General features: G+C 47.0%; 17 protein-coding genes. 6 read left to right on the plus strand and 11 right to left on the minus strand.

Features of this window, described 5'->3' with window-relative positions; translation table 11 throughout:
* Positions 1–73: 73 nt before the first annotated feature.
* Positions 74–2152 (plus strand): formate hydrogenlyase transcriptional activator FlhA, encoded by a 2079-nt coding sequence (flhA, locus tag ABVN36_RS03955; protein WP_000122692.1) that lies wholly within the window; start codon positions 74–76, stop codon positions 2150–2152.
* A 61-nt stretch (positions 2153–2213) separates the two neighbouring features.
* Here the strand turns inward: flhA and ABVN36_RS03960 are convergent, their stop codons facing one another.
* On the minus strand, positions 2214–2558 hold the full coding sequence (locus ABVN36_RS03960) for a nitrous oxide-stimulated promoter family protein (protein WP_001117944.1): 345 nt from the start codon (positions 2556–2558) through the stop codon (positions 2214–2216).
* 181 nt (positions 2559–2739) lie between these two features.
* Between ABVN36_RS03960 and sitA the strand changes: the two genes are divergently transcribed.
* From sitA to sitD, 4 genes are read left to right on the plus strand one after another with little or no spacing between them, the layout of a single operon-like run.
* Entirely contained in the window at positions 2740–3657 is a 918-nt protein-coding gene (sitA, locus tag ABVN36_RS03965; protein WP_000182929.1) for an iron/manganese ABC transporter substrate-binding protein SitA, read from the plus strand.
* Complete coding sequence (gene sitB / locus ABVN36_RS03970; protein ID WP_000083153.1) at positions 3654–4475, plus strand: iron/manganese ABC transporter ATP-binding protein SitB; 822 nt, start codon at positions 3654–3656, stop codon at positions 4473–4475. The genes sitA and sitB overlap by 4 nt, the downstream gene beginning before the upstream one ends.
* Positions 4472–5332 carry an iron/manganese ABC transporter permease subunit SitC gene (gene sitC, locus ABVN36_RS03975; RefSeq protein WP_001104336.1) on the plus strand — a complete coding sequence of 287 codons (861 nt, stop codon included), beginning with the start codon at positions 4472–4474 and terminating at the stop codon, positions 5330–5332. Before sitB ends, sitC begins: the two co-directional genes overlap by 4 nt.
* Entirely contained in the window at positions 5323–6171 is an 849-nt protein-coding gene (sitD, locus tag ABVN36_RS03980) for an iron/manganese ABC transporter permease subunit SitD (protein ID WP_000480208.1), read from the plus strand. Before sitC ends, sitD begins: the two co-directional genes overlap by 10 nt.
* Positions 6172–6269: 98 nt before the next feature.
* Here the strand turns inward: sitD and avrA are convergent, their stop codons facing one another.
* The 10 genes from avrA to prgH all read right to left on the minus strand — a co-directional run bounded on the left by avrA (position 6270) and on the right by prgH (position 13903).
* The gene (gene avrA, locus ABVN36_RS03985; protein WP_077684052.1) at positions 6270–7178 is read right to left on the minus strand and encodes a type III secretion system YopJ family effector AvrA; all 909 of its coding nucleotides are present in this window, start codon (positions 7176–7178) and stop codon (positions 6270–6272) included.
* Between the two features lie 160 nt (positions 7179–7338).
* Entirely contained in the window at positions 7339–8094 is a 756-nt protein-coding gene (gene sprB, locus ABVN36_RS03990; protein ID WP_023138961.1) for a transcriptional regulator SprB, read from the minus strand.
* A 384-nt stretch (positions 8095–8478) separates the two neighbouring features.
* Positions 8479–9366, minus strand: a complete 888-nt coding sequence (gene hilC / locus ABVN36_RS03995) for an invasion transcriptional regulator HilC (RefSeq protein WP_023138962.1) — start codon at positions 9364–9366, stop codon at positions 8479–8481.
* A 345-nt stretch (positions 9367–9711) separates the two neighbouring features.
* The gene (locus ABVN36_RS04000) at positions 9712–10164 is read right to left on the minus strand and encodes a type III secretion system effector protein OrgC (protein WP_000612181.1); all 453 of its coding nucleotides are present in this window, start codon (positions 10162–10164) and stop codon (positions 9712–9714) included.
* Between the two features lie 15 nt (positions 10165–10179).
* Positions 10180–10851 carry a type III secretion system linker protein OrgB gene (orgB, locus tag ABVN36_RS04005; RefSeq protein WP_000916655.1) on the minus strand — a complete coding sequence of 224 codons (672 nt, stop codon included), beginning with the start codon at positions 10849–10851 and terminating at the stop codon, positions 10180–10182.
* Complete coding sequence (gene orgA, locus ABVN36_RS04010) at positions 10808–11407, minus strand: oxygen-regulated invasion protein OrgA (protein ID WP_001591231.1); 600 nt, start codon at positions 11405–11407, stop codon at positions 10808–10810. The genes orgB and orgA overlap by 44 nt, the downstream gene beginning before the upstream one ends.
* The gene (gene prgK / locus ABVN36_RS04015) at positions 11379–12137 is read right to left on the minus strand and encodes a type III secretion system inner membrane ring lipoprotein PrgK (RefSeq protein WP_000621238.1); all 759 of its coding nucleotides are present in this window, start codon (positions 12135–12137) and stop codon (positions 11379–11381) included. The genes orgA and prgK overlap by 29 nt, the downstream gene beginning before the upstream one ends.
* A complete protein-coding gene (gene prgJ / locus ABVN36_RS04020) occupies positions 12134–12439 on the minus strand; it encodes a type III secretion system inner rod protein PrgJ (RefSeq protein ID WP_000020431.1) in 306 nt (101 codons plus the stop codon). The genes prgK and prgJ overlap by 4 nt, the downstream gene beginning before the upstream one ends.
* Before the next feature lie 18 nt (positions 12440–12457).
* Positions 12458–12700 (minus strand): type III secretion system needle filament protein PrgI, encoded by a 243-nt coding sequence (gene prgI / locus ABVN36_RS04025; RefSeq protein ID WP_000235229.1) that lies wholly within the window; start codon positions 12698–12700, stop codon positions 12458–12460.
* Between the two features lie 24 nt (positions 12701–12724).
* Positions 12725–13903, minus strand: a complete 1179-nt coding sequence (gene prgH / locus ABVN36_RS04030) for a type III secretion system inner membrane ring protein PrgH (protein WP_000450196.1) — start codon at positions 13901–13903, stop codon at positions 12725–12727.
* Between the two features lie 315 nt (positions 13904–14218).
* Between prgH and hilD the strand changes: the two genes are divergently transcribed.
* On the plus strand, positions 14219–15148 hold the full coding sequence (gene hilD, locus ABVN36_RS04035) for a transcriptional regulator HilD (RefSeq protein WP_000432699.1): 930 nt from the start codon (positions 14219–14221) through the stop codon (positions 15146–15148).
* The last annotated feature ends 302 nt before the right edge of the window (positions 15149–15450 follow it).

The raw sequence follows: 15450 nt of genomic DNA on the forward strand, positions 1-15450 counted from the left end.
TAACTTACGACTTATACCTATAATTCATTTACCGTTTTCGCACCGTTTTGCGGTATTTTCCTGGAAAAGCAACATGTCGTATACACCCATGAGCGATCTTGGACAGCAAGGCTTGTTCGATATCACTCGTACCTTATTGCAGCAGCCCGATTTGGCGTCGCTCAGTGAAGCGCTTTCGCAACTGGTAAAGCGTTCAGCGCTCGCCGACAGCGCCGGCATTGTGCTATGGCAGGCGCAGTCGCAACGCGCACAATATTATGCGACGCGAGAAAATGGCCGTCCTGTTGAATATGAAGATGAAACCGTACTGGCGCACGGCCCGGTACGTCGCATCCTTTCTCGCCCCGATGCATTGCACTGTAATTTCCATGAGTTTACCGAAACCTGGCCACAGCTTGCCGCGAGCGGCCTCTATCCTGAATTTGGTCATTACTGTCTGCTTCCTTTAGCCGCGGAGGGCCGTATTTTCGGCGGCTGCGAATTCATCCGTCAGGAAGATCGCCCCTGGAGTGAAAAGGAATATGACCGTCTGCATACGTTTACCCAAATTGTCGGCGTGGTCGCCGAGCAAATTCAAAACCGGGTAAACAATAATGTCGATTATGATCTGTTGTGCCGCGAACGCGATAACTTCCGTATTCTGGTTGCGATTACCAACGCCGTCCTGTCGCGTCTGGATATTGATGAGCTGGTAAGCGAAGTCGCAAAAGAGATCCACCACTATTTCAATATCGACGCAATCAGCATCGTGTTGCGCAGCCATCGCAAAAATAAGCTGAATATCTACTCCACCCACTACCTTGATGAGCATCATCCGGCGCACGAACAGAGCGAAGTCGACGAAGCCGGCACGCTCACGGAGCGCGTCTTTAAAAGTAAAGAGATGCTGCTTATCAACCTCAACGAACGCGATCCGCTTGCTCCCTACGAACGCATGCTGTTCGATACCTGGGGCAATCAGATCCAGACGCTTTGCCTGCTGCCGTTGATGTCCGGCAAGACGATGCTTGGCGTGCTCAAACTGGCCCAGTGCGAAGAAAAAGTGTTTACCACCGCCAACCTCAAGCTGCTGCGTCAGATTGCCGAACGAGTAGCCATTGCCGTGGATAATGCGCTGGCCTATCAGGAAATCCACCGACTGAAGGAACGCCTGGTCGACGAAAATCTGGCGCTCACGGAGCAGCTTAATAACGTCGACAGCGAGTTTGGCGAGATCATCGGACGCAGCGAAGCGATGTACAACGTGCTAAAGCAGGTTGAGATGGTGGCGCAGAGCGACAGTACCGTGCTGATTCTGGGCGAAACGGGAACCGGTAAAGAGTTGATTGCCCGCGCCATTCACAACCTGAGCGGACGTAGCGGGCGCAGGATGGTAAAGATGAACTGCGCCGCGATGCCGGCGGGGCTGCTGGAAAGCGATCTGTTTGGTCATGAGCGCGGCGCGTTTACCGGCGCCAGCGCGCAACGGATTGGCCGTTTCGAGCTGGCGGATAAAAGCTCGCTGTTTCTGGATGAAGTGGGCGACATGCCGCTGGAGCTACAGCCTAAGCTGCTGCGTGTCCTTCAGGAGCAAGAGTTTGAACGTCTCGGCAGCAATAAACTGATCCAGACCGACGTGCGGCTGATCGCCGCGACTAACCGCGATCTGAAAAAAATGGTCGCCGATCGCGAATTCCGTAACGATCTCTACTATCGGCTGAATGTTTTTCCGATCCAGCTTCCTCCGTTGCGCGAACGTCCGGAAGATATTCCACTACTGGTCAAAGCGTTCACCTTCAAAATCGCCCGCCGAATGGGGCGTAATATCGACAGCATTCCCGCCGAAACGCTGCGCACGCTCAGCAGCATGGAATGGCCGGGGAACGTTCGCGAGCTGGAGAATGTCGTCGAGCGCGCCGTGCTGCTGACGCGCGGCAATGTGCTACAACTGTCGCTGCCGGATATTACCGCCGTAACGCCCGATACCTCGCCTGTTGCGACTGAAAGCGCCAAAGAAGGCGAAGATGAATATCAGCTTATTATACGCGTGCTGAAAGAGACCAATGGCGTAGTGGCTGGACCAAAAGGCGCGGCGCAGCGTCTGGGGCTTAAACGAACCACCCTGCTGTCGCGTATGAAGCGATTGGGTATTGATAAAGACGCGTTAGCGTAACGGGTTGCCGGATCTGCTCCGGCCAGGAGATGATGCGCGCCGTAGGCCTGGCGCTTCCCCTTCACTTCTTGCGCTGATATTTTTCCGGCAATTCCGGAACGGGGCGCTTATCGTCGATAAGGTGCCGCACGGTCAGGACAGGATGCCGCCAAAGCATTCGCGGACCTGCCCAACGCATAATCTGCTTCATCTCCTCGCGTTTAGCCGGCTGATAGCAGTGCACCGGGCACTGCTTACAGGCGGGTTTTTCCTCGCCAAATACGCATTTATCAAGACGTTTTTGCGCGTAGGCGAACAGCGCCTCGTAATGCCCCTGCACCGCTGACGCCTGTGGGCACTGGCTTTCATACAGCGCGATCATTTTTTTGATCGTCAGTTTTTCACGAGCGATACGTTTACCAGGCATCGTGCTCTCTCCGAACATTAAGGTGTATTTATTTTACACCTTATCCCTCTTTAGCACTATCACTGCATATCGTCGCCATTTCGCAAATAAGAATTATTTTCATTTATTCATGCCTTGTGCTATATAACATAGCAAAGGCTATATTCGATGATTAATTAACCACATTGTTGCGAGGGATACTATGACGAATCTACATCGTCTGAAAACACTCCTGATTGCCGGTATTGTCGCGATACTCGCGCTATCGCCAGCCTATGCAAAAGAGAAATTTAAAGTCATCACCACGTTTACCGTTATTGCCGACATGGCGAAAAACGTGGCGGGCGACGCAGCGGAAGTCAGCTCGATTACCAAACCCGGCGCTGAAATCCATGAGTATCAGCCAACGCCCGGCGATATTAAACGAGCGCAGGGGGCGCAGCTTATCCTCGCGAATGGTCTGAACCTGGAGCGATGGTTCGCCCGCTTTTATCAGCACCTTTCCGGCGTACCGGAAGTCATCGTCTCCACCGGTGTCAAACCGATGGGCATTACCGAAGGCCCGTATAACGGTAAACCGAACCCGCACGCCTGGATGTCGGCAGAAAACGCGCTGATTTATGTCGATAACATTCGCGACGCCCTGGTGAAGTACGATCCGGATAATGCGCAGATCTATAAGCAAAACGCCGAACGCTATAAAGCGAAAATTCGCCAGATGGCCGATCCGTTGCGTGCCGAACTGGAAAAAATTCCCGCCGATCAGCGCTGGCTGGTCACCAGTGAAGGCGCGTTCTCTTACCTGGCGCGCGATAATGACATGAAAGAGCTTTATCTCTGGCCAATTAACGCCGATCAACAGGGGACGCCAAAACAGGTGCGTAAAGTGATTGATACCATTAAAAAGCACCATATTCCCGCCATCTTTAGCGAGAGTACGGTTTCCGATAAACCCGCCCGCCAGGTCGCGCGTGAATCCGGCGCGCATTATGGCGGCGTGCTGTATGTCGATTCTCTGAGCGCCGCTGACGGCCCTGTGCCAACCTATCTGGATCTGCTGCGCGTCACGACCGAAACCATCGTCAACGGCATTAACGACGGACTGAGGAGTCAACAATGAGTCAATCTGCGATTACCGTTGATCAAGTCACGGTGACGTATCGCAACGGTCATACCGCCCTACGGGACGCCACTTTTCAGGTGCCTGGCGGTTCAATCGCCGCGCTGGTAGGCGTAAATGGCTCCGGTAAGTCTACGTTATTTAAAGCGTTAATGGGCTTTGTGCATCTTGCGCAGGGCGATATCACTATCCTGCAACAGTCAGTCAACAAGGCGCTGAAAAAAAACCTCATTGCTTATGTTCCGCAATCGGAAGAAGTGGACTGGTCATTTCCGGTGCTGGTAGAAGATGTGGTGATGATGGGACGCTACGGCCATATGGGCTGGCTACGCCGTCCCACAGCGCATGATCACGCCTGTGTTGACGCCGCGCTGGCGCGGGTGGATATGCAAGAATATCGTCACAGGCAGATTGGCGAGCTGTCCGGCGGGCAGAAAAAACGTGTGTTTCTTGCCAGGGCCATCGCTCAGGATGGACAGGTAATCCTGTTGGATGAACCTTTTACCGGCGTGGATGTAAAAACCGAAGCGCGAATCATCGATCTACTGCGGGAACTGCGCGATGAAGGCCGCACGATGCTGGTCTCAACGCATAATCTCGGCTCCGTCACCGAGTTTTGCGACTATACGGTAATGATTAAAGGAACCGTACTGGCCAGCGGCCCTACCGAAACCACGTTTACCGCCGCGAATCTGGAACAGGCGTTTAGCGGCGTTCTACGTCATATCGCGCTAAGCGGAGGCGAAGAGCACATCATCACCGATGACGAGCGCCCCTTTATTTCCCGGCGCGTGGCCAGCGGAGGAAAATCGTCATGAACTGGCTTGTTGAGCCGTTTGGCTACCAGTATATGCTCAACGCGATGTGGGTCTCCGCGATGGTGGGCGGTCTGTGCGCGTTTCTCTCCTGCTATTTGATGCTCAAAGGCTGGTCGCTCATTGGCGATGCGCTATCTCACTCTATTGTGCCTGGCGTCGCTGGCGCCTGGATGTTAGGGCTGCCTTTCTCGCTCGGCGCGTTTCTTTCCGGCGGACTGGCGGCAGGCAGTATGCTCTTTCTTAACCAACGCTCACGCCTGAAAGAAGACGCGATTATCGGGCTTATCTTCTCCTCTTTTTTTGGCGTCGGCCTTTTTATGGTGTCGCTCAATCCGATGTCGGTGAATATCCAGACGATTATTCTCGGCAACGTGCTGGCGATCGCGCCAGCGGATATTGCGCAACTGGCGATTATCGGCGCAGTCTCGCTGACGATTCTGCTGTTAAAGTGGAAAGATCTGATGGTCGTCTTTTTCGATGAGACCCATGCGCGTTCTATCGGGCTTAATCCGGGTCGACTAAAGCTGTTGTTTTTCACTCTATTGTCCGTCTCTACCGTGGCGGCCCTGCAAACCGTTGGGGCGTTCCTGGTGATCTGTCTCGTCGTCACGCCGGGCGCGACGGCCTGGTTACTCACCGACCGTTTTCCACGTCTGCTCATGATTGCCGTCGTGATTGGTAGCCTGACCAGTTTTCTGGGCGCATGGCTTAGCTACTGGCTGGATGGCGCCACTGGCGGAATTATTGTCGTCATGCAAACCTTACTGTTCATCACAGCCTTTATTTTCGCCCCGAAACACGGTCTGTTAGCCAACCGTCGACGCGCCCGCCTGCAGAAGGAGCCGACATGTTCTTAACAACGTTACTGGAACCCTTTCAGTTTGATTTTATGGTGAACGCCCTTATGGTTTCGGTCATTGTGGCGATTCCCTGCGCCTTACTGTCCGTGTTTTTAGTGTTAAAAGGCTGGGCGTTAATGGGCGATGCAATGAGTCATGCGGTATTCCCCGGGGTCGTGCTGGCATATATTGTGGGGATCCCCCTGGCGATTGGCGCTTTCATTGCCGGATTATTTTGCGCTATCGCGACCGGCTATCTGGACGATAACAGCCGCATCAAACGTGATACGGTGATGGGCATCGTCTTTTCCGGGATGTTTGGCGCAGGTCTGGTGCTCTATGTTTCTATTCAATCGGAAGTGCATCTGGATCACATCCTGTTTGGGGATATGCTGGGCGTATCGCTGGGGGATATCGTACAAACGTCGGTTATTGCACTGGGTATTGCGTTAATCATAGGGCTGAAATGGAAAGATCTCCTGCTACACGCTTTTGACCCGCACCAGGCGAAAGCCAGCGGGCTGAATACCACGCTACTGCATTATGGCCTGCTATGTATGATTGCGCTGACTATCGTCGCCACGCTGAAATCGGTGGGCATTATTCTGTCAATCTCACTACTTATCGCCCCCGGCGCAATTGCCATTTTGCTGACGCGACGCTTTGCGCGCGCGCTGGGATTAGCGGTGAGTCTGTCAGTTATTACCGCTTTTGCGGGCGTCTATCTGTCTTTTTATCTTGATAGCGCGCCAGCGCCGACCATCGTGGTATTATTTGCCATCGTGTTTATTGCGGCATTTATTTACGCAACATGGCGCGACAGGCGTAATGAAATCGTACCAGAGGCGCAAGGTTAACACTTTTTTGCCTGCTATTCAGGAAACATACGGTCATAATATAGAGTAGTTTTATGGCGCTGGAAGGATTTCCTCTGGCAGGCAACCTTATAATTTCATTACGGTTTAAGTAAAGACTTATATTCAGCTATCCTTTTTTTATGAGCGGATATAGAGAGTTTTTTATCGTTTAGCATAACGGCATTGTTATCGAATCGCTCATAAAGCGTTTCATTCTTTTTGTTTACTATACTGCTTCCCGCCGCCGGATTGGCCTGCACATATTCATTTAATCGTTGTACGCCTTGAGTATGTTTGTAAAAACTCACCGGCAGATAACGGTCTGCTTTATCAGACGGGAGAAAAGGTTCCTCACCACACAGACGTTCACAAATATTATCTTCATGAATTTTTACTAAGTTCATAAATTCAAGATGAAGTTTTTTGGCGAGCGCCAGGCTAAAAATACCGCATTCAGAAGAGCTTCGTTGAATGTCCAGCTCGACCATAGCAAAATAACAATCAGGCAGTTGTTCACGTTCAAGAGCTGCTTTGGTCCTCAACGCCAGTAAAGCAGGTCCAAAAGCGCTACACGCTGCTGGTTCGAACAAAATCACCGATGTCTTTCCGTCCATAACTCTAAAATCGACGACTGAAATATGGATACCTGAACTTCCCATATTTACGAGAAATCGGGCAGATTCAACGCCTTCCATTCTGGTCTCCTTTATAGAGGAAACAAGCTCATGGACTGACATAACAAATTTAAGATTTAACTCTGGATACTTCTTATTGGCCTGTGCAACAAGAAAAGGCATCATTTCGAGATCGGTTTCCTCGTAACTGATATGAATCCAGCTGCCATCTATAATTTCACTTTCCAGACGCTCAACAATACAGGTCAATGCTTCGGTGTTTAGCTCCCCGCTGACGTCAGGCTGAGGCGATAAACTCGCCCCCATATTACGAGTCGTAGGACTTAGCATACTTTTCCCTCCACATGATAGCTCCTGCACCGAAAATATCATCTTTAACTTTTCAGATTCAATATATTGCCTGCAAAAATATGCCTCAATGCTTGAGCCAGGCTACCAACCACCTCCGGATGATTATATATAAGAATTACTACTCAAAAAATCTTTTTTATAATAAAAGCTCAACACATGGTCATAAATGATAAAAAATATTTTAATTCATTCCTACCGCAATCGGTAACGCGCAATTATCGTCAGGTACACCAGGGTTATGTGCAAAAGCAGTGCGCTGTAAATGCGCGTCTAGTTTCAGCCCCCGGAACAGCGATAGCGGTGAAGAGTCCATCCCCAAACGATACATAACCTTCTTACGATAAATACTGACGGTTTTTGTTCCCAGACCAAATTTTTTCGCCAGTTCAATTGCCGGATGTCCGGAGGATAATAATATCAGCAGCGCATATTTCGCCTGAGTGACGCCGGGAGGTAGATTCCACCAGGCGTATTGATTGATATTAAACAATACCTCTTCCGGCGTCTCGCCGGCATTAAAAGCATACGTAGCAACCACGGTTTTCTTTTGTGGCCTGTGGCAGAAACGCAGCCAGGCTTCCGGAAGACGGAGCTTCTCTCGATCCGAGCGGATAGCGCAGGATAGTTCGTCTTTTAAAACATAATCCATAACGCCAAAATATTGCAGCACACAGCGATCGATATAATACAAGCGATCTGCCACTACCAAAACTTTACGGTTCTGCAACCGCGTTTGCAACGCATGAAAAAGATAAACATGCTCATGCGGGTTCAAAGCTAAAATCAGCCCGGCGTCCGGCATATCGGATAGAGAATGCAAAAGTGCGGTTAATGAGTTACACGTTTTAACGCACTTTTCCGGATATTTTTGCTTAAAAATAGACTGAAGGGCATAACAATTAGTCCAGTTAATACCGTATATAATTACATTTCTCATTTATTTATCCTTTTTTGAAAACTGACCACAGCTTCGGTAATGATTTTTCTTCCTGGGCGACTACTGCGCAAGTAGATAACGCCTTCTTACTACAAAGGTAATAAGACCAGATACGTTATTACATGCGCAATGTCGTTACCGAAATGAATTCCTTTTACAAATCTGATAATGATTAAATTTGCTGTTTTACTTTACTGTAATCTCTTAGAGTACAACCATTGCCCGGCGCCTGGCGGCCATGTATGTCTGACAATGAACGCTTTCGATTCCCTTTCATTAACTATATATCACTGGTGTAGCGATACTGAAATATACACTACGATTAAAAAAATATTTGGTATCTGTAACGCAAACAGATAGTAACGTTTAAAATAATTTCACAAATCAATGGTTCATCGTACGCATAAAGCTAAGCGGTGTAATCTTAAAATGCCGTTTAAAAATAGCGATAAAATAAGAAGGCGTATCATAGCCACACATCGTCGCGACTTGTGAAATATTTCCAGCCCCCATACGTAATAATTTTATAGCCTGATTCATACGAGCATCCAGATATATTTTGCTAAAACTCACCTCTTCAGCGGCCAGTTTTCGCTTCAAACTTGATACGCTCATAAACAGCTTTCCTGCCACCTCAGCCTGTGACCATTTGCGGGTGAGATCGCTGATAATAATGTTATAAACTTTCTCTTTTGTCGTAATTTTTATTGCTCGCTCAAGGAAATCAAACCCACCGGGCTTACGTACAAATGCCGATATAAGATACATCAATGAGAAATATGAATAATCATGATCATCAATACTCACATTACTACAAACCCGTGGACATGCCATACCATGCAAAATAGAGTCAAAAGTATCACTCATCCCGGGCAACAAGTCCGCATGAAAAAAATACTTTGGTTTCGTTTTTAATGATAGCTCTCGATCATTATAGTTTCTTGTACTGTAAAAAACTTTGTAGAACTTTTGCATTAAGTCATAGGAAACTTCCAGTGAAGAAAAATCAATATGCCCTTCTATTTCGCTCATACTAAGCGTGATTGTTTGATCTTTTTCCAATAAAAATAAACACGGCGCAGATTGTTCGATGAACTCCCCAAATTCGTTTTCAATTCGCAAACTGCCTTTATTAAGTTTAAATAATAAGCAGTTTGCGACATAATAGTCTCTTACGTCAGCTAATCCATTTATTAATGGAAATTTGTTCGGCTGTTGAAGGTGATTATTGCTAATGGCCTCAACTGATTTATTCATTGAAGGCAATACCATATTTTATCCTGTGTGCTATAAGGAACTCAAAATCGTTATATTCTTATAAACAAATAATTAAAACTCACAGAGATGATTTAAATCCGATTTTTTTATTATTATAGCCAATAATTACATTCCAACGCGCGTTCATTTCGTCACAAAAAGATACTCTTACAAACTTTATGCACAATTTTGTAATGGAAGCTTACAATATTAATATAATCATTTCAGAATAAAACGCCTGGTAGATACCTTAATAATCCATATGCATCAATAAGATAGATACACTGGCATGGTGCATTTTCTGCATTATTTGCTAATATATACACCATACCTTATCACAAATCGCCAGCAATGGGGGGTTCACCAGTCAATTGCCTCTTTGTTTTCCCCGCCCGATAAAATAATCTCCTGCATCCAGGAGGTCATTTGTGACTGCGCATTCATTGTACCAACTAATACCCCGTTTAAAGCCTCATATAAATGGGTGCCCGGTTCAACTTTTGCTAACATGTTTTGTAGCATAGCCGTTTGCTGCTCAAAAGAAACAAAAGCCGAATCACCACTTTTAGGATCTTTGAAGGCATTCATCTCTTGATAGATGCTATCTTTAAGCGTTTCAGAAGAGGCTGACTCAGGAAGCGCCAAAAGTCGTTGGTAGAATGCATCATAAAGCTCAACGTCGCCGCCATTGCTTAAAGGCGCGCTATCCACATTATTCAGCATAGCGGCCCTGGCACTCAACGAAACCACACCCGTCGCTTCAGTATCCGCTGTCGGGACCAAATAAGAAGTCGGAATCGTACCCGGTATCACCTTATAACCTCCATTTTACAATGCTTGCGTTTTTGTCTTCCATTCATCAATAAGTGCGTTAATGGCGTTATCAGAAATCGTCCGGCAGTCTTGTGGAAGTTCATCAAGATGATGCTTAATGACGCCTACTGCCGTTTCAACAAATTGTTCAGGTGAAAATTCTGCGATCTGATCGCCGCAACTCATGATAAAGCGCTGTTCCTGATGATATTTAAGATTAAAAGTGCCTGGCCAGTTCTCCATAAGCAACACCATCAGTTTTTGGTGATCTTTTTTCGCATTAACTGGTAGTGTTAAAAAAAGTTGCCCCTCAGGCTTATCGAAATCCCTTAGCCACTCATCCAGGACGGTTAAAAGCGTTTCGGGATGGTCGACCGCAGCTGAAAATAACTCGCGGGCATAAATCTGTATTTTTTCCATCCACTTCCAGGCCATTGTCTGATTATCAGTAAGATAAGCGGCGACCTGCTGTAACGCGTCTATCATTCCCTGCTCGTAACCTTCCTGATAGGCGTACATCCGCAAGGTCTTTGCCTCTTCTTCCGCCTCTCGCAAAATACGCTTAGCCCGTTGATGCGCCTGCTGTTCTAATCTTTCAATAGAGAAATAACGTTCCAGCGTTTTACGCTTTATCAGTATCCCCTCAACAGGCGAAAGCGGGGACGGAATTGGGATATTTTTGAGCATATTGTAAGGCCAGTAGCAAAATTGACATTTCTACAGCATCCTGCTTCGATGCCTCCTCAATAAATGGAGGAAAAAGCAAAGGAAAACGCTGTGCTAAAGATTCAGGTAAAAATTCATTCAGGGCATTTAACTGTGCATACCCGACGCTAAGTAAAAACCGGTGATTCGGCGCCTTATTGCAGACAGATAAACTTGTTCCCTGATGCATTGCCAAAAATGCTTGCGCCCAATCCGGCAGGCCAAGCAAGGCTCCCTGCCTTGCCAGATCGGCTCTCAGTTTATGGCAACCGAGTAAATACGCTACTTGCGGCAGTCGGCGCCACTGACGCAGCCACAGCTGCGTCAGTGAGTTTTGAATACACTCCTTTTCTCCATTCTTAAGCCGCCATGCCGCCAGTATTAACTCATTTGCCGCCGCCCTGGCGGCGGGTCTGACAATCATTTCCGGCGCTATCTGCAACCGCTGAGGATGGATATACGATAACGGATCAAAAATGATTCTTTGCCAGATAATGGGTAATGGCTGCCTATTCATTTGACGATTTCGCCTTATCATCAGCCGTTATGCCTTTCTTATTGCGGGCATAATGGTTTTTGTAATACCAGACGCCAAAGCCTGCTGACATCACGGATAACAAAATAATCAACACAATCCAACTGGTTGCAAAAGAATTACGTTTTACTGGTGTGCCGGGAGCCTGTAATTGGGCATCAGAACGTTCTGACAACACAACAGAAATGTTGTCATAATCCACATCGGCAAAACTATTCTTTAAGAAACGCTTGATATCGCTGATCTGATGCGCAAGCGGCGAACCTCGTTCATATACGGCTAATGCCGACAGATGAACAGGTTTTGGCGGACGGCCATTTTCACCAGCATCAATATCATAACTAATATGGACCCTGGCGGAGAGCACGCCCTCCATCGTCTGTAATGACTGTTCCAGTCGCTGTTCAATAGCCGAATATAACCTGGCCTTTTCAGCTCGCGGAGACGATACCAGCGAATCCGCCGGGAACATCTGCGCTATTTCCACCCGTGGCCGGGGAGGAAGCTGATAAGTTTTAATCCAGTACACCGCAGCGGTAAAATCAGGCTCAGCAACAGTAATGCTATAGCCCAATTTTCCGCTATCAATTTTATTCGCCTCTATATTGTGCATTTGCAGAACGGCAATGACCTCATTAGCCTGTTCCTGGTCCAGTCCTTTTAAAAGATCCTTATCCTTACAGCCGGCAAGGGTCATTACCAGCAGAAAGGTATATAGATATCGACGAATCATGAGCGTAATAGCGTTTCAACAGCCCCGACTCCTTTACGAGTAAGGGTACTTACCATAGAAACATACAGGTTATAATCTGAAATCATCTCTTGCGAAATAGCCAGCTCTTTAGGATCCGTCACCAGATTAGGGTCCTCAATCCTGTTGGTAATCGTCTGTTTATCCACAGCCGTGGCAATCGCCGAACCAGAAAAAGCCTGGAGTAGCCGGTCATCCAGCGAGACAATGTCCGTTTCCATAGACCTGATATTGACCGCCTGCCCTATAACGGCATTCTCAGGGACAATAGTTGCAATCGACATAATCCACCTTATAACTGATTAACGGAAGTTCTGAATAATGGCAGCATCAATATCCTTAAAGACTTTTACCGTGTTCGATTGCGCGTTACGGTACAAGTTATATTCCGAGAGCTTACTCTGATACGCCGCCAGTAGCGCCGGATCGGAGGGTTTTGCTGCTAATTTATCCAGCGCATCTGTTACCTGCGTTTGTAGATCCTGAACGCCCGTATCAAATTTTGCTGAGACGTCATCCAGATAGCCTGACCAAGGTGTTGCCATAATGACTTCCTTATTTGCGTTAAATTAAAGTGGGCTTGGGAAATACCAATGGCCTGGGCTCATTTTGATATAACCTTCCGCCCCGTACTGAAATGAGCGCCCCTTGAGCCAGTCATCTTTTAATTCGATCGCAAACTGCACATAGCGTCCTCCCCATGTGCGGTAATAGCTATCGACAAATTGACGGGCTCTGAGTATTTCTACATCATCGAGCGCCCCCTGAATAACAAACGTTACGCCCCCCTTATGATTCCTGCGGGAATAAGGTAACGCCTGCTGTTTTAGCCCCGCTTCCGCCTGGCCTGCGGCGGTAACATCGTCCATCAACGTGATGTTAACCGAATCCGCGTAAGGCATTAGCGCTCTCAGCTTTTGACTTAACACCTCGAGCTCTTTCTTGCTCATCGTGTTTCGCTGGCGGCTTAGCCAGAAAACGGGTTTACGCGGCTCATCGAAATGAAGCCGATAATAAGCCAGCTGCGGATAATAGGTATCCAGCCAGGTAGAGATACGCTTATTTTCTTCGTTTTCGTTAATCACTCGCGCATTTTTATCATAATCGCCCCTCGCTAAAACCTGACGAGCCCACAGCGTATCTCTTTCATTTTGCGCAGCGACATAGAGCATTTTGTCCCGTCCTGGCAACACCTGAAAGCGCTCCTTCTCCTGCCCCAATAACGAATCGAGCTCTGCGGCCTGCCGCTGCGGCGAGTTAAGTATCCATAACGTCCCCACCGTCCCAATTCCCAATATAAAAAACCCGGCCAGTGCGGCTACAATTCCGTTTTTAAAACGCGGCTCGTTCTTTTTTGCAGACGTTTCTAACTTCTCAGGCTGCTCGGGCACCCACGGCTCGCTTTCCGGGCGAATCAGGATAAGCAATTCACCGACCTGTATTGGCGTATTTAATTGCACCGAACGAGATTCAGAATTTCCTTCTTTCAGCTCATGGAGTATAATTTCGGTCGCATCCGTATCCACCTGGATTTCAAAATTTACTCCGCCATGGTCCAGCGGGATAAAAAAGCTATCGGCAGGTATATCAGGGAGTTGGCCTGAAGCAGTGAGCGCATCACTCTGACCTACCACAAAGAGTGTTCGGCCTGTCAGCAATGGAAACTCACAGCCGTTCAGTGAGCTGTTAAGTAATCGAACTATGTATGGCCCAGGGCTTGTTATCGTCTTCTCTTTTGATGTTTCCATATATACTGTTAGCGATGTCTGTCGTTCTCGATAGCAGCAGATTACCGCACAGGACACAGGGATTCCTGATGAAAATAGAATGAAAAGTGAGAAATAAAATCAATTTATTCTGTATAATGCGTCTCAACACATATTAAAAGAACCATCATCCCCATTGGGGCTTAAACTACTGTAGATAAATTACCCAAATTTGGGTTCTTTTGGTGTAACAATCAGACCATTGCCAACACACGCTAATAAAGAGCATTTACAACTCAGATTTTTTCAGTAGGATACCAGTAAGGAACATTAAAATAACATCAACAAAGGGATAATATGGAAAATGTAACCTTTGTAAGTAATAGTCATCAGCGTCCTGCCGCAGATAACTTACAGAAATTAAAATCACTTTTGACAAATACCCGGCAGCAAATTAAAAGTCAGACTCAGCAGGTTACCATCAAAAATCTTTATGTAAGCAGTTTCACTTTAGTTTGCTTTCGGAGCGGTAAACTGACGATTAGCAATAATCACGATACGATTTACTGTGACGAACCTGGGATGTTGGTGCTCAAAAAAGAGCAGGTAGTTAACGTGACGCTTGAAGAGGTCAATGGCCACATGGATTTCGATATACTCGAGATACCGACGCAACGACTTGGCGCTCTCTATGCACTTATCCCAAACGAGCAGCAAACCAAAATGGCGGTACCCACAGAGAAAGCGCAGAAAATTTTCTATACGCCTGACTTTCCTGCCAGAAGAGAGGTATTTGAACATCTGAAAACGGCGTTCTCCTGTACGAAGGATACAAGCAAAGGTTGCAGTAACTGTAACAACAAGAGTTGTATTGAAAATGAAGAGTTAATTCCTTATTTTCTGCTGTTCCTGCTTACTGCTTTTCTCCGACTCCCGGAGAGTTATGAGATCATCCTTAGCTCGGCTCAGATAACGTTAAAGGAGCGCGTTTACAACATTATATCTTCGTCACCCAGTAGACAGTGGAAGCTTACGGATGTTGCCGATCATATATTTATGAGTACGTCAACGCTCAAACGGAAACTTGCAGAAGAAGGTACCAGCTTTAGCGACATCTACTTATCGGCAAGAATGAATCAGGCAGCAAAACTTTTACGCATAGGCAACCATAATGTTAATGCTGTAGCATTAAAATGTGGTTATGACAGCACGTCCTACTTCATTCAATGTTTCAAAAAATATTTTAAAACTACGCCATCGACATTCATAAAAATGGCGAACCATTAACATTTTTTGTATCTGTCACTCAAGTAAAGATTTTTATTAAAATTGTAATAATTTAAAATTCAGACTGCGCATTAACACGCTATATCAGGATGGGAGGCTATTTAATATCATTGTTCTGTCCGGAAGACAGCTTATACTGATATCTCTGGTAATTTAAAGTAAGGCTGATTATATAACACGATTTTTGTGAACTTGTCATCGCTATGATGACTGGTAAACCGATATTGCCTTATTCACAGCGTAAGAATTCGTCCAGATGACACTATCTCCTTCCGGCTTTAACCCTGTGGATTAAGGCCGGC

Source organism: Salmonella sp. SJTUF15581 (assembly GCF_043356775.1).
GTDB lineage: Bacteria > Pseudomonadota > Gammaproteobacteria > Enterobacterales > Enterobacteriaceae > Salmonella > Salmonella enterica.

Coding starts and splice junctions, on each gene's coding strand:
- hilD (WP_000432699.1), top strand. CDS start 14,219: ATGGAAAATGTAACCTTTGTAAGTAATAGTCATCAGCGTCCTGCCGCA.
- orgA (WP_001591231.1), bottom strand. CDS start 11,407: ATGATAAGGCGAAATCGTCAAATGAATAGGCAGCCATTACCCATTATC.
- sitB (WP_000083153.1), top strand. CDS start 3,654: ATGAGTCAATCTGCGATTACCGTTGATCAAGTCACGGTGACGTATCGC.
- sitC (WP_001104336.1), top strand. CDS start 4,472: ATGAACTGGCTTGTTGAGCCGTTTGGCTACCAGTATATGCTCAACGCG.
- orgB (WP_000916655.1), bottom strand. CDS start 10,851: ATGCTCAAAAATATCCCAATTCCGTCCCCGCTTTCGCCTGTTGAGGGG.
- flhA (WP_000122692.1), top strand. CDS start 74: ATGTCGTATACACCCATGAGCGATCTTGGACAGCAAGGCTTGTTCGAT.
- hilC (WP_023138962.1), bottom strand. CDS start 9,366: ATGGTATTGCCTTCAATGAATAAATCAGTTGAGGCCATTAGCAATAAT.
- avrA (WP_077684052.1), bottom strand. CDS start 7,178: ATGATATTTTCGGTGCAGGAGCTATCATGTGGAGGGAAAAGTATGCTA.
- sprB (WP_023138961.1), bottom strand. CDS start 8,094: ATGAGAAATGTAATTATATACGGTATTAACTGGACTAATTGTTATGCC.
- prgJ (WP_000020431.1), bottom strand. CDS start 12,439: ATGTCGATTGCAACTATTGTCCCTGAGAATGCCGTTATAGGGCAGGCG.
- prgH (WP_000450196.1), bottom strand. CDS start 13,903: ATGGAAACATCAAAAGAGAAGACGATAACAAGCCCTGGGCCATACATA.
- sitA (WP_000182929.1), top strand. CDS start 2,740: ATGACGAATCTACATCGTCTGAAAACACTCCTGATTGCCGGTATTGTC.
- prgK (WP_000621238.1), bottom strand. CDS start 12,137: ATGATTCGTCGATATCTATATACCTTTCTGCTGGTAATGACCCTTGCC.
- ABVN36_RS03960 (WP_001117944.1), bottom strand. CDS start 2,558: ATGCCTGGTAAACGTATCGCTCGTGAAAAACTGACGATCAAAAAAATG.
- prgI (WP_000235229.1), bottom strand. CDS start 12,700: ATGGCAACACCTTGGTCAGGCTATCTGGATGACGTCTCAGCAAAATTT.
- sitD (WP_000480208.1), top strand. CDS start 5,323: ATGTTCTTAACAACGTTACTGGAACCCTTTCAGTTTGATTTTATGGTG.